Below are 12,852 nucleotides of genomic sequence, written 5' to 3'. Positions count from 1 at the left end.
TATTAGGTGGTGGCGCTTCCCGTCTCGCCGCCGATCGTGGCGTCCGAGGACGTCGTCCGCTTCGCTCGGGAGCCACTACCCGGGCGCCGTCGGCGCGCCGGACGGGGCATCAACGCGGTCAGGTCACCGCCGCTGTCGTTCAGGCGCAGGACGAACGGCCGCAGCGGGGTGTAGCGGATCACCGACACCGATGCCGGGTCGACCGAGATCCGTTGAAAGGCATCCAGATGCATACCGAGGGCATCGGCCAGCACCGCCTTGATGACATCGCCGTGGGAGACCGCCACCCACAGGGCCTCCTCGCCGTGCTCGGCCGCCACCGCGGCGTCGTGTCGGCGCACCGCCGCCACCGCGCGGTGCTGCATGGTGGGCATCGACTCACCCTCCGGCCCCGGAAAGGTGGCCGCCGAGGGGTGGGCCTGCACCACGCGCCAGAGGGGGTCCTTGGCCAGCTCTTTCAGGGGGCGGCCTGTCCAGTCGCCATACCGGCACTCCCCCAGTGCCTCGTCGGTGTCCAGGCTCGGACGACGGCCCGGTTCGCGTGCGTCGAGCAGCCCCTGCGCGGTCTCGAGGCAGCGCTGCAAAGGGCTGGCCACGACCGCCGCCAGCGGCAGCGAGACGAGCCGGACGCCGAGCGCGCTCACCTGGGCGGATCCCACCTCGTCCAAGCCGACCCCGGGGGTCCAGCCGGCCAGGATCCCGGAGGCGTTGGCCGTCGTCCGGCCGTGACGAACGAGCAGCACCGTGGGCACGACCAGGAGCCTAGCCCGGCGGCGCGTTCCGGGACCTGCGCGCCTCAGGTGGCGCTGAGCCAGCCGGCGGCGAGCGCCACCATCACGGCCGCGCCGAGCACGATGCGGTACCCGACGAACACGGTGATCGGGTGCTTGGCCACGAACTGCAGCAGCCAGGCGATCGAGGCGTAGGCCACCACGAAGCTGACCAGGGTGCCGACCGCGAGCGGCCCCCAGCCGACCACCGAGGTGTCGATGTCCTTGAGGGTGTAGAGCCCGGCTCCGGTCAGGGCCGGGATGGCCAGGAAGAACGACAGCCGGGTGGCCGTCACCCGATCGACGTCCTGCAGCAGGCCCGCGCTGATCGTGGCGCCGGACCGCGACACCCCGGGCACCAGGGCGATGCACTGGGCCAGCCCGATGACCACGACCTGGCGCAGCGTGAGATCGCCCTCGCCGTACTTCTGCCGGCCACGCTTCTCGGCGAGGTACATCACGGCACTCCAGGCGATCAGCGCACCGGCCACCACCCACAGGCTGCGCAGCGGGCCCTCGATCAGGTCCTTGAGGGCCAGCGCCGCGACCACGATCGGGGTCGAACCGGCGATCACGTACCAGGCGAACTGATAATCGCGGTCGGTGCGGTGCTCGGGTGAGCGCAACCCCCGCACCCAGGCGCCGATCAGCCGGGCGAAGTCGGCCCGGAAGTACAGGAAGGTCGCCACGATGGCGCCGAACTGGATGATCGCGGTGAAGGCGGTGACCGCCGGGTCGTCGACCGGCTGCCCGAGCAGCTTCTCGGCGATGGTCAGGTGGCCCGTGCTCGACACGGGCAGGAACTCGGTGAGTCCCTCGACGATCCCCAGGATGACAGCGTCCACATAGCCGAGCGGATCGCTCACGAGGACAGTCCCGCCCGCTCGACGGCCTCGACCATGGTGCGCAATGTCTGCAGCCGATCCGGCAGCGAGCCGGCCATCGGCACCACGCTGAGGGTGCTGACCCCGGCTTCGGCGTAGGCGTGAAGCCGGTCGGCGATGCGATCGCGGGTTCCCAACAGCGCGGTGGCGTCGAGAAGTCCGACCGGCAGCGCCTCGGCGGCCTCGAAGGGCCGGCGATCCAGGTACAGATCCTGCACGGTCTGCGCGACCTGCTCGTATCCCATCCGACGGACCAGCGCGTTGTAGAAGTTCTGCTTGCGGCTGCCCATGCCGCCGACGTAGAGCGCGGTGTAGAGGCGGACGGCGTTCGCCGCCTCGGCGACATCGTCACCGAGCACCACCGGCACGGTGGGAACGATGTCGAAACCGGCCAGCGGCGCCTCGGCACTCGCCCGGCCGGCGGCCACCCGGGCCGCGCGGATCGGGTCGATCGACATCGCGCCGTGTTCGGGTGAGAAGAAGATGCCGAGCCAGCCGTCGGCGATCTCACCGGTCAGGGCCAGATTCTTGGGTCCGACCGCGGCCAGGTAGACCGGGATCGCCTCGCGGGCCGGGTGCACCGTGAGCTGCAGCGCCTTACCGGGTCCATCGGGCAGCGGCAGCGTGTAGTGGCGTCCGCTGTGTGTCACCTTCTCGCGACGCAGCGCCGTCCGGACGATCTCGACGTACTCGCGGGTGCGGCCGAGCGGGTCGTCGAACCGGACGCCGTGCCAGCCCTCGGAGACCTGCGGGCCGCTGACCCCCAGGCCCAGCCGGAACCGGCCACCGGAGAGCGAGTCCAGGGTGGCGGCGGTCATCGCCGTCATCGCGGGGGTCCGCGCCGGGATCTGCATCACGGCGGCGCCGACGTCGATGCGCTGGGTCTGCGCCGCCACCCAGGTCAAGACCGTGGGGACGTCGGAGCCGTAGGCCTCCGCGGCCCAACAGACGGCGTACCCGAGCCGATCGGCTTCCTGGGCGAGGACCAGGTTGTCCTTGTCGTTGCCGGCTCCCCAGTAGCCGAGATTCAGTCCGAGCTGCACGGTCACGACCCTAGCGGGGCAACCTGTGTCTCCACTGTGGGACGCCGATGACGGTAGGTTGCGAATCGTGGAGGAGCGCACGGTCGGTCACAGCGGTCTACGGGTGTCGCGGTTGGGTCTGGGGTCGCTGACCTGGGGCCGCGACACCGACGAGCACGAGGCGGCCGAGCAGGTCGTCGCGTTCGTCGAGTCCGGCGGCACCCTGCTGGACACTGCGGCGTCCTACGGGGACGGCGCGGCGGAGGCCCTGATCGGCAAACTGTTGTCGTCGGTGATCTCCCGCGATGAGGTCGCGATCTGCACCAAGGCCGGGGCCTCGCGCCGCGACGGCCGATTGCGTACCGACCCCTCGCGCCGCGCGTTGCTGGCCGATCTGGATTCCTCGTTACGCCGGCTCGGCACCGACCATGTCGACCTGTGGCTGGTGCGCGGCTGGAGCGATGGCGTGCCCCTGGAGGAGACGTTGTCCGCGCTGAGTTCGGCCGTGGCGAGCGGTCGGGCGCGCTACGTCGGTGTGTCGAACTACACCGGGTGGCAGACCGCCCACGCGCACACCCTGGCTCGCCATGCGCTGGGCGTGCCCGTCGACCTGGTGGGCGCCGAGGTGGAGTACTCCCTGGTGCAGCGCGAGGCAGAGCGCGAGCTCCTGCCGGCAGCGCGAGCCCTGGGTATCGGGGTCCTGGCCTGGTCGCCGTTGGGTCGGGGTGTGCTCACCGGCAAGTACCGCGGGGGGACGCCGGCCGACTCCCGCGGCGCCTCACCGCACCTGTCGGGCTTCGTCGAGCCCTACCTGGACGCGCGTTCGCGCCGGATCGTCGACGCTGTGGTCATCGCCGCGGACGGGTTGGGCGCAGCGCCCCTCGAGGTCGCGTTGGCCTGGGCGCGCGACCGGGCGGGAATCGCCTCGCTGTTGCTGGGAGCGCGCACCGCGGCTCAGCTGCGCGCAGCGTTGGCCAGCGAGGAACTGGAGTTGCCGCCCGAGATCCGGATGGCGTTGGACGAGGTGTCGGTCGCCTGAGGCGACGGGCACTCAGCGGGCGTCGGCGTCCTCGAGGTCGTCGCTGACCTCGTCCAACTCGTCGACGACGTCCTCGTCGAGTTCGTCGTCGTCCAACTCGTCGTCGTCCAACTCGTCGACGTCGTCGTCGTCCAGGTCGTCGGCGTCCTCGGTGTCGTCGTAGAGGACGAACGGGGTGACCTCGTCGAAGGCGGTGTAGAGCGCCTCGTCGTAGGTCTCGAACGCGTCAGCCAGGGTCTGATAGGCCGCGACCACCGCGGGATCGGCCTCGCCCTGGCGTCGTCCGGCCGCCTGCAGGTGAGCCTCCAGGGCTGCCATCAGACGATCGAGTGCAGCCCGCGGATCCGTCGTCATGGCATGACCGTAGCGGTTCGTGGTGACATTGGCGTGATGACCGAGCCCTCGACTCTCTTCGCCCTGCATCCGGTGGATCCGCTGCCCGAGGATCTACCGGACTCGCGGGCTGAATACGAATACCGCGTGGTCGCCTTCCGCCCCCGGGTGAGCCGGCAGGAGGCCCAGTCGGTGCTGGCCGATCTGGCCGAACACGGCCACTGGGAGGTGGCGCGGGTACGGCTCTATCTGGGTGGCGTGCGCCGGGCGTGGATCCGACGCCGCATCATCCGTGTCGTGCGCACCGCCTGACGCCGGACCCTTTCGTGGACAAGAGCTTCCGGCTTCCGGTGCGCCGCGTCGTGGTCGAGCCGGACGAGTCCCTCGACACCGCTGCGTGGCCCGCGACGATCCCCGCCGTGCGGCGATTGCTGGGCGGCGGCAGGCTCGATCCGGGGCCCGCGACGGTTCTCGTCGGCGAGAACGGCAGCGGCACGTCGACCGCGGTCGAGGCGGTCGCGATGGCGTTCGGCATGAACCCCGAGGGTGGTTCGACCCTGGCCCGCACCATCAGCCGGACGTCCGAGTCGCCCCTGCACCGCAGCCTGCGTGTCGAGCCCCGGGCTGCTACGTCCTGCGTCACCTGGGGTGAGAGGTCGACGGCATGTCGGTGGGCAACCTGGCTGGAGATCTCGATCGTCGTCGATCAGCTGGTGGCCACCAACCGCCGCAACACCCGGGTACCGAACAGCAGCGACTCGATCGGCACCCGTTCGTCGACCCCGTGGAACATGCCGGAGAAGTCCAGGTCGGCGGGCAGCCGCAGCGGCGCGAAGCCGTAGCCGGTGATGCCGAGTTCGGCGAAGGCCTTGTTGTCGGTGCCACCCGACAGGCAGTACGGCAGGACGGCGCAGCCCGGGTCCTCGGCCTGGAGCGCCGCGATCATGGCGTCGACGAGCGAACCGCTGAACGGCACCTCGAGGGAGATCGCCTCGGTCACCGTCTCGACGTCGATGCCCTCACCGGCCAGGTCCCGGATCGTGGCGCGCACGTCGTCCGCGGTGTGCCCGGGCAGGTAGCGGCAGTCGATCAGGGCGCTGGCCTCGCCGGGGATCACGTTGTGCTTGTAGCCCGCCTGCAACACGGTGGGGTTCGCGGTGGTCTGCAGGGTGGCGCCGACCCAGCGGGCCGTGGTGCCCAGCGTGGCGACCAGAGCGTCCGGGTCGTCGACCGGCAGGTGCACGCCGGTGAGCTCCTCGATCCCGGCCAGGAAGGCGCGAACCGTCGGGGTGACCTCGATCGGCCACGGGTGGGCGCCGATCCGGGTGACCGCCGCGGCGAGGCGGGTCACCGCGTTGTCGGTGTTGATCTGCGAGCCGTGCCCGGCCCGGCCGTGGGCGACCAGGCGCAGCCAGGCGATGCCCTTCTCCGCGGTCTGCAACAGGTAGGCGCGGCGTCCGGCCAGTTCGACCGAGAACCCGCCCACCTCGCTGATCGCCTCGCTGACTCCCTCGAACAGCTGCGGGTGTTCGCGCACCAGGAAGCCGGCGCCCCACTCGCCGCCGGCCTCCTCGTCGGCCGGGAAGGCCAACACCAGGTCGCGAGGCGGCTTCGTGCCGGTGCGGGCGAACTCGCGCACCAGCGACAGGATCATCGCGTCCATGTCCTTCATGTCGACGGCGCCGCGGCCCCAGATGCAGCCGTCGCGTACCTCCGCCGAGAACGGGTCGACCTGCCAGTCGGCGGCCTGTGCCGGGACGACGTCCAGATGGCCGTGCAGCAGCAGCGCCGGCCGGCTGGGGTCGGCCCCTGCCAGGCGCGCCACGACACTGGCCCGTCCGGGGTGGGACTCCAGGATCACCGGGTCGAGCCCGACCTCGGCCAGGCTGGCGGCCACGTATTCGGCCGCCCGGCGCTCCCCCGGGCCGGAGTGATCGCCGTAGTTGGAGGAGTCGATCCGGATCAGGTCGCGGCAGAGCTCGACGACCTCGTCCTCGGCGCGCAGTGCGGGCACAGTGGGGGTCATGGGGGCAAAGCTAGCTGGCGAAACCCCGTCGGGACGGGTGCTGCGCGCGTGCTAATCTCGTCTGCGCCGCGAGCCACGACAGTGGCTCCACGGCGTCGCACCACACCTCGTCCGGGTGGCGGAATTGGCAGACGCGCTAGCTTGAGGTGCTAGTGCCCTCAGGGGCATGGGGGTTCAAGTCCCCCCTCGGACACGACGAAGAACCCATGTCGGTCAGGTTGGTCAGTTGAGCCTGGACGACATGGGTTTTCTGCTGTCAGTGCCATCAGAAACTCGGATCAACCGGCTCGCTAGTCCGACTTACGAGTGCTAAGTCGGACTATGCTGAGTGGATCCGAGATGAGAGGCGTTCAGGTCCATGATCGACGAGACCTCGGCTGATGACTGGCCGGCGCACCGGCGCGAGGTCCGTCCGTGGCGCCAGCAGTTCCGGGCTGGGACCCGGGACGATCGGATGCTCCGCGAGGTCACGGTATCCCTGCCACCGCTGATCGCCGACCGCTCGCTCGTGCTCGACGGCACCGTGGCCGCCGACCTCGAGGAGGCAATGCGCCAGATCATTGCCCTGGACGCCACCCACGACAGCACGTTGAAGGCCCTCGGATTGCTGCTGTTGCGAACAGAGTCCCTTGCCTCATCGAAGATCGAGTTGGTGGAGGCCGATCTCGAGGACTACGCCCGTGCCCTGCACGGCAGCCGTGCGAACGCCTCCGCCGTGTCGATGGCGGCAGCCACGGCCGCGCTGGATTCCATGATTGGCACCGTCTCCTCCGAACGCCCGCTCGCCCTCGACAACATCCTGACAGCGCATGCTCTCCTGATGGCCCATGACCCGTCCGAGGCCGACCACGCCGGGCAGCTCCGCGACATGCAGAACTGGATCGGCGGCAGTGACCACTCCCCCCGCGCCGCGCTGTACGTCCCGCCCCCGCCCGACACCGTGGCCGCCTATATGACCGATCTACTGAACTTCGCCAACCGCGACGACGTGCCCGCCCTGGCGCAGGCTGCGATTGCCCACGCCCAGTTCGAGTCCATTCACCCCTTCACCGACGGCAACGGGCGCATCGGTCGGGCGCTGATCAACACGATCCTGCGCCGGCGGCGGGCCACCACCCACATCGTCGTCCCGCTCGCCTCGGCGCTGGTGGCCCATCGCGAGCGCTACTTCGACCTGCTGGAGGCCTATCGAAACGGGCAGATCCGCCCCTTGCTCGCCACCTTTGCCCACGCATGCCGGACGGCTGCCACCGAAGCCACCACGACCGCAACCCGGCTCGAAGCCGTCCCCTCCGAATGGAGGTCTCTCACAGGGCCGGTTCGTTCGGACAGCGCGACCGCCAAGCTGCTCGCGCAGCTTCCCACCCACCCGATCCTGTCCTCCGAGGGAGCATGCTCCCTCGTGGACGCGCCCCGCAGCAGCGTCTTCACCGCCATCGGCCGACTGCACGAGGCGGGCGTGCTGCGCCCACTGACCGACCGCAAACGCGACCAGGTCTGGGGTGCCGGCGCCGTCCTGGACGAGCTGGACGACCTCGGCCTGCGTATCGCCCGCGCCAGCCGCTGAGAACCGGCGGGGTCGGTGCCTCGGCGTCCACGCGCCACGCCGTCTGCGGCAGAAACACCGCCACGCCACCCCCTGCTTGAGGATATCTCAGACATCCGAATATACTATCTTGGATATCGAACTATGGTGAGGGGCGGGCGAGCTGCGGTGGGAATGACGAAGACTCCGGTGGAGATCGACGACGAGGCGCTTGCGGCGGCGGCGCAGGTTCTCGGGACCACCACGAAGAAGGACACGGTGAACGCGGCACTGCGTGAGGTGTCGGCCCGGCTGCTCCGTCTCCGAGCACTGGAGCAGTTGGGGGCGATGGCCGACCAGGGCGACTTCGACGATCTCCTGGACGGCACGGACGACCGTCGGTGAGCGTCGCCCGCTTCCTGATCGACACCTCGGGCCTGGCCCGGATCCTGCAGAAGGAGCACCGGGCGGCATGGGTGGACTTCCTGTCCGCAGGGGTGATCGCCGTCTGCCCGGTCGTGGAGCTGGAGTTCCTCTACTCGGCGCGATCGCTGGCCGACCGGCTCGACAAGCAGCGGCTGCTGAGCCAGGTCTTCGCCTGGGTGCCGATGGCCGACCGCGCGTACGAGCGGGCGGCGCAGATCCAGGAGGCGTTGACCCGGCGCGGCGAGCACCGGTCGGCCGGCGCCGTCGACCTACTGATCGCGGCGACCGCGGAACGGCACCAGCTGATCGTTCTCAGCGAGGACCGCGACTTCGAGACCGTGGCCGCAGTGACCGGCCAACCAGTGCGCCGCATCACCGCACTCTGAACCCCGCCGCGACCGCACCACCGTCGAGCATCCCGTCGACGGTCGCGACGGTCCGCTGGGTCGACGTCGTCGACGGGTATGGGCTGAGGGTCCTCGGGTCAGGCGGTCGAGTCGGCCCGCAGGGCGTCGGTGAGCAGCGCGACCAACGCCTCGAGCTGCACGTCGGTGGTCCCCGAGTCCTCCTCGTCCGAACCGTCCAGAGCTCGGGCGGCCAGGCCGGCCTTGCTGTCGATCAGCTCGGCGATGCGGGCGTCCAGGGTCTGGGCGGCGATGATGCGCCACGCGGTGACCGGCTCGGTCTGGCCGATGCGGTGGCTGCGGTCGATGGCCTGGGTCTGTTCGGCGTCCGTCCAGGACAGTTCGGCCAGGACGACGTTCGAGGCGACCTGCAGGTTCAGGCCCACGCCGGCAGCCGTCAGGGAGCAGACCGCCACGGCGACATCGGGGTCGTTGACGAAGCTGTCGATGTTCTTCTGCCGCACCGTGGGCGTCTGGTCGCCGCGGATGGAGGCGAAACGCACCCCCTGCTGGGCGAACGTCTCCTCGGCGGCGTCCATCACGTCGATGTGCTTGGCGAAGAAGACGACCTTGCCGGCACTGCGGGCCAGCTGCGTCGCATAGTCGGCGGCCAACTCGGCCTTGGCCCGGCCGATGCGGCGCAACATGGTGAACACGTTGTCGCCCGTCTTGGCCGCCTTGGCCTGCTTCAACTCGGACCGGGCCACGCGGCGCACCAGGTCGAGATCGAGACCCTGGACGACGACCGACCGGGCCGCCAGCGCGTTCTGGTACTGCGTCACCATGCGACGCGCCAGGTCGCGCTCCGCGGCGCGGATCGAGCGCCCTGCTGCGCCGTCCAACTCGACATGCAGGTCGGCGATGCGCCGAGCGGGGATATCTGCGGCAACCTCGACCTTGCGGCGGCGCACGATCCCCCGGTCGATGACGCACTGGCGCGCCGAGGCCGAGAACCCCGGGTCGGCCGGCGTCAGACCGGCCTCCTCGAGGGCATTCATCAGCTCACCCACCGGCGTGCTGTCATCGGTCCACCCGAGAAATTGCCAGATCGCCCGGAAATCCTCGATGTCGTTGATCAACGGGGTACCGGTCAAGGCCATGAGCAGCGGGCGGGCGGTGCGGAACCGGACGCGCTCCGACAGCGTGAGCACGTTCCTGGACCGCTGGGAGGTCTTGTTCTTGATGAAGTGCGCCTCGTCGACGACCATGCCGCGAAAACCCAGATCCCCCAGCCAGCCCAGATGGCGGTCGAGCACGTCGTAGTTCACGACGACGATGTCCGCGAAGCCGTCGACCGTGTCCCCGTCGCCATGAACCACGGTTGTCTGGCGGTGCGGCAGCCAGCGCGCAGCCTCGCGGGCCCAGTTGGTCTTGACGACGTTCGGCACGACCACCAGCAACGGGAAGGCGTCGGACGCCTCGGCGGCGAGCAGGGCCTGGGCCGTCTTGCCCAGCCCTGGTTCGTCGGCCAGCAGGAAGGTCCGGTGGCCGGCAGCGGCCGCCGCGATCAGCCGTCCCTGGTGTGGCATCAGCTGCTCACCCAGCGGGGTGAACTGTGTCGTCGGTGCCGGCAGCGCCATGCACGCCGGGGCCGTTCCCCCGGCGCGTTCGAACGAGTTCAACAGTGGGCCGAGCAGTTCCCAGCTGGCCAGGCGGCGCGCGCGGGCCGGCACCGGTCGCGGCGTGGACATGTCGGGTGCGAGAAAGGGGTTGGCGAGCTGGCGGGAGGTCACCGACTGCGGCACGACGCGGCGCTCGGTGACAGCGCTGGCCGGGCGCACGACGGGTGCCTCCGCCTCGGGCGCCGCCTCGATCCCGGCGGCGCGCAGCAGGTCTCGTCTGCGCTCGCGGGCGTTGTCCGAGACGCCGGCTTCGTCGGCGAGCAGGGCCAGCAACCCCGCGTCCCGCACCGCGATCCCGGCGAGAATCGCGGCGATGCCGTCGAGCCGCTTGAGCTGCTCGACTCGACGCTTGTCGCTGATGGCCGCGTCCTCGCGAACCCGGGTCCGCTCTTCCCGCAACAACAGGGTGACGGCCTGGAACGTCGTCCGCACGGACGGCGTCGTCCGTCCGGCCCGAACGGCCGCCTCGACCTCCCGGACGGTTCGAGCCAGCACGGAGGCGACGTCGCCGGGGGGGCGATCAGGTCGCTGCGTCCGCCGGGCGGGACGCCGATCACCCGACCGGCGCTGGCCTGCTCGAGCCACTCACTCCTCCTCTGACATGCCGCTCACGATGACCGCGGCACCATGCCGTACGAGCGCGCGAACGGGGGCGAGGAACGCTGCCCCGCGCCGAACACTCTGCACGGACACCGACACGACCTGCGGATCCGCCGAAGACGAAGGTGCCGCCAGCTGCGCGGGCGCCTCTCGAGGACCCGAACCGGTACCGGCTCGGCTGCTCACCACCGTAGGGGAAGGCCTGCGGTGGACGACCCGTTTTCGTCGCGTGGTGGCCGTGCCCACATGACAACGCCCAGCGAAGCACACGTCATACCGCGTCCGTGGTTGTCACGCCACGGCCGCCGACTCCCACGTCGTGGCCATCACCTTCAGCGTAGTGGTGACCTGGCCTAGATTTCGACCATGGATCACCGACCGTTGGCCCGAGACCTGACGGATGCGGCGCAGAACGGGTGGGTGCTGGACCGGGCATCAGCCCTGCGGGACGGGAAGCAGCCGACGGGCGAGCCGGACGAGCCCGGTGGCGCGGTGGCGACCGAGGCCGCTGCCGCGGCTCACGCCCGCCGGCGATTGGCGGCGGTCACGACGCCGCTCCACCTCAGCGTGGTCTGGGCGATGTACGGCGAGACCGGACGCATCCTGCCCCGGTCCGAGCATCCGCACGGTGAGGACTTCCTGCGCGAGAAGGTCCGCCAACTCGACTGGCTGACAACGGATCTGCCGGTCACCTGGAGCATCGTGGCGGTGGACGACGGCTGTCCGGATCGGCCGTCGAGCGCCGAGGTGATGGCGAAGATCGTTGCGGCCGAGGGCTACCCGACCGTCGGCCATCGCAGCGTGAACGTGCTGCGCCTGGCCGAGGTGATCGCCGGGCACACCGAGCTCGGTCCCTTCAGCCCGGCGTTCGAGGCCCTGACCTCGACCGACCAGTCCCGCAAGGGCGGGTCGATCCTGGCCGGGCTGGTCGCCTCGGTGCAGGCGGGGGCACCCGCCGCGGCCGGCATGGTGCGACACCTCATCTGCTCGACCGATGCCGATCTGTCCGCCAACCTGGCTCAACTGGGCTCGCTCGCGGCAGCGATCGCGACGGGCGACAGCGTGGTTGCGGCCCTCGGCCAGCGTTACGGCATGCCGGGCGCCGTCCTGGTCAAGCCCGATGGCCCGCACTCCGAGCCACACAGCACCGGCGGCAAGCCCGACAAGCTGATCATCCTGTTCCGGCACGCGGTGCGGGCCATGCTGATCCCGGCCCTGGCACACGTGCTGGACACCCAGGCGGGCTTCAAGGCCTTCGACGCCGCTGCGTTGGCGCCCGTGCTGCCGCGGCTGGCCTCCTTCCACGAGACCTTCGACGTCGAACTGCTCATCCGCCTCGCCGGGGTGCACGGGCCGCAAGCGCTGGCCGTCGAGCCCATCGTGTTCACCGAGGACTTCGCGGCGACCAACTTCCCGTCGGTCGACCCCGGGGCCTCCCACCTCGCCATGGTCCATCAGGTGGTCGACATCTACGACCGGCTCGTCGCCCCGAACGCTCCCGCCGTGGGCGAGGCCTCGGCGCTGCTCGACCTGCTGCGTGGCCTCGACCTCGTCGGATACGTGCGCCTCATCGAGCAGTTGCGCCGCGAGGACGACGGCGATCCCACGCTGTTCGACCGGCGGTGGCCGGTGGCCCACCTGGCAGAGATCGTCCGGGGCGCCTGAACGGCGCTCAGCGGGTTCGGGGCCAGTCGTCGCCTGCCGCCAGCCGCATCGCCAGCAGGACATCGAGCGCGATCGACTCGCCGTCCCGGGCACCGGCACCGACCTGCAGGGGTGGATCGGCGGGCTCCAGGTGCACGCCGCGGAACAGGCCGAGGCGGCTGGGCGGGCAGGACAGCACGTAGTACTCGCCGTCCTCGGTCACCCCCAGTGAGCCGTCGCGGGTGAGGTACCAGCCGGTGAGGCCGGTGCGGTAGCTGCCGCGCCGCTCCCCCGAGCGAGCCAGCAAGGGGTGCGAGATCAGCCGTCGCGCCCGTGCCTCGGCCGCGAAACCGGCCACCTGCTGGCAGGCTCGTGCGGTCTCGGTCTCGCGACGACGATCGGCCCGAGCGGCCTGTTCGCGCGCGGCCTCACGGCGGCGTTCGGGCCAGTCGCCGGACGACTCGCGGGGCATGCGCCGATCTTAGGCCGATCCCCCAGGTGGCAGGGGGCCTGCCCGGCCCCGGCACGACACCCGCAGCGTGGTCGGCCCCGCCCCC

General features: G+C 70.7%; 13 protein-coding genes and 1 tRNA gene. 7 read left to right on the top strand and 7 right to left on the bottom strand.

Features of this window, described 5'->3' with window-relative positions:
* Positions 1–2: 2 nt before the first annotated feature.
* From IPK24_14590 to IPK24_14580, 3 genes are read right to left on the bottom strand one after another with little or no spacing between them, the layout of a single operon-like run.
* The gene (locus tag IPK24_14590; GenBank protein ID MBK8076752.1) at positions 3–752 is read right to left on the bottom strand and encodes an MSMEG_4193 family putative phosphomutase; all 750 of its coding nucleotides are present in this window, start codon (positions 750–752) and stop codon (positions 3–5) included.
* A 44-nt stretch (positions 753–796) separates the two neighbouring features.
* Positions 797–1,636 carry an undecaprenyl-diphosphate phosphatase gene (locus tag IPK24_14585; GenBank protein ID MBK8076751.1) on the bottom strand — a complete coding sequence of 280 codons (840 nt, stop codon included), beginning with the start codon at positions 1,634–1,636 and terminating at the stop codon, positions 797–799.
* Entirely contained in the window at positions 1,633–2,697 is a 1,065-nt protein-coding gene (locus IPK24_14580; GenBank protein ID MBK8076750.1) for an LLM class F420-dependent oxidoreductase, read from the bottom strand. Before IPK24_14580 ends, IPK24_14585 begins: the two co-directional genes overlap by 4 nt.
* 67 nt (positions 2,698–2,764) lie before the next feature.
* Here IPK24_14580 and IPK24_14575 point away from each other — a divergent pair, with 67 nt between their 5' ends.
* Positions 2,765–3,715 (top strand): aldo/keto reductase, encoded by a 951-nt coding sequence (locus IPK24_14575; protein MBK8076749.1) that lies wholly within the window; start codon positions 2,765–2,767, stop codon positions 3,713–3,715.
* Positions 3,716–3,727: 12 nt separating this feature from the next.
* On the opposite strand, the gene IPK24_14570 is transcribed toward IPK24_14575, so the two are convergent.
* Positions 3,728–4,069, bottom strand: a complete 342-nt coding sequence (locus tag IPK24_14570; protein ID MBK8076748.1) for a primosomal protein — start codon at positions 4,067–4,069, stop codon at positions 3,728–3,730.
* An 81-nt stretch (positions 4,070–4,150) separates the two neighbouring features.
* On the opposite strand from IPK24_14570, the gene IPK24_14565 reads away from it, so the two are divergent.
* Entirely contained in the window at positions 4,151–4,360 is a 210-nt protein-coding gene (locus tag IPK24_14565; protein MBK8076747.1) for a hypothetical protein, read from the top strand.
* Positions 4,361–4,754: 394 nt separating this feature from the next.
* Here the strand turns inward: IPK24_14565 and IPK24_14560 are convergent, their stop codons facing one another.
* Positions 4,755–6,074: a M20/M25/M40 family metallo-hydrolase gene (locus IPK24_14560; GenBank protein MBK8076746.1), complete on the bottom strand. Its 1,320-nt coding sequence runs from the start codon at positions 6,072–6,074 to the stop codon at positions 4,755–4,757.
* Positions 6,075–6,183: 109 nt separating this feature from the next.
* Between IPK24_14560 and IPK24_14555 the strand changes: the two genes are divergently transcribed.
* From IPK24_14555 to IPK24_14540, 4 genes are all read left to right on the top strand, one after another.
* A tRNA-Leu gene (locus IPK24_14555) sits at positions 6,184–6,267 on the top strand.
* Between the two features lie 165 nt (positions 6,268–6,432).
* The gene (locus tag IPK24_14550) at positions 6,433–7,641 is read left to right on the top strand and encodes a Fic family protein (protein MBK8076745.1); all 1,209 of its coding nucleotides are present in this window, start codon (positions 6,433–6,435) and stop codon (positions 7,639–7,641) included.
* A gap of 153 nt (positions 7,642–7,794) precedes the next feature.
* Positions 7,795–8,004 carry a type II toxin-antitoxin system VapB family antitoxin gene (locus IPK24_14545; protein ID MBK8076744.1) on the top strand — a complete coding sequence of 70 codons (210 nt, stop codon included), beginning with the start codon at positions 7,795–7,797 and terminating at the stop codon, positions 8,002–8,004.
* On the top strand, positions 8,001–8,411 hold the full coding sequence (locus tag IPK24_14540) for a PIN domain nuclease (GenBank protein ID MBK8076743.1): 411 nt from the start codon (positions 8,001–8,003) through the stop codon (positions 8,409–8,411). The genes IPK24_14545 and IPK24_14540 overlap by 4 nt, the downstream gene beginning before the upstream one ends.
* 98 nt (positions 8,412–8,509) lie before the next feature.
* Here IPK24_14540 and IPK24_14535 read toward each other — a convergent pair whose 3' ends face one another.
* A complete protein-coding gene (locus tag IPK24_14535) occupies positions 8,510–10,636 on the bottom strand; it encodes a DEAD/DEAH box helicase (GenBank protein ID MBK8076742.1) in 2,127 nt (708 codons plus the stop codon).
* A gap of 381 nt (positions 10,637–11,017) precedes the next feature.
* Between IPK24_14535 and IPK24_14530 the strand changes: the two genes are divergently transcribed.
* The gene (locus IPK24_14530; GenBank protein ID MBK8076741.1) at positions 11,018–12,316 is read left to right on the top strand and encodes a hypothetical protein; all 1,299 of its coding nucleotides are present in this window, start codon (positions 11,018–11,020) and stop codon (positions 12,314–12,316) included.
* 7 nt (positions 12,317–12,323) lie between these two features.
* Here the strand turns inward: IPK24_14530 and IPK24_14525 are convergent, their stop codons facing one another.
* A complete protein-coding gene (locus tag IPK24_14525; protein ID MBK8076740.1) occupies positions 12,324–12,767 on the bottom strand; it encodes a hypothetical protein in 444 nt (147 codons plus the stop codon).
* Positions 12,768–12,852 lie beyond the last annotated feature (85 nt).

This window comes from Kineosporiaceae bacterium (genome assembly GCA_016713225.1).
Lineage (GTDB): Bacteria > Actinomycetota > Actinomycetes > Actinomycetales > Kineosporiaceae > JADJPO01.
This window is presented reverse-complemented; position numbering and strand designations above follow the sequence as displayed.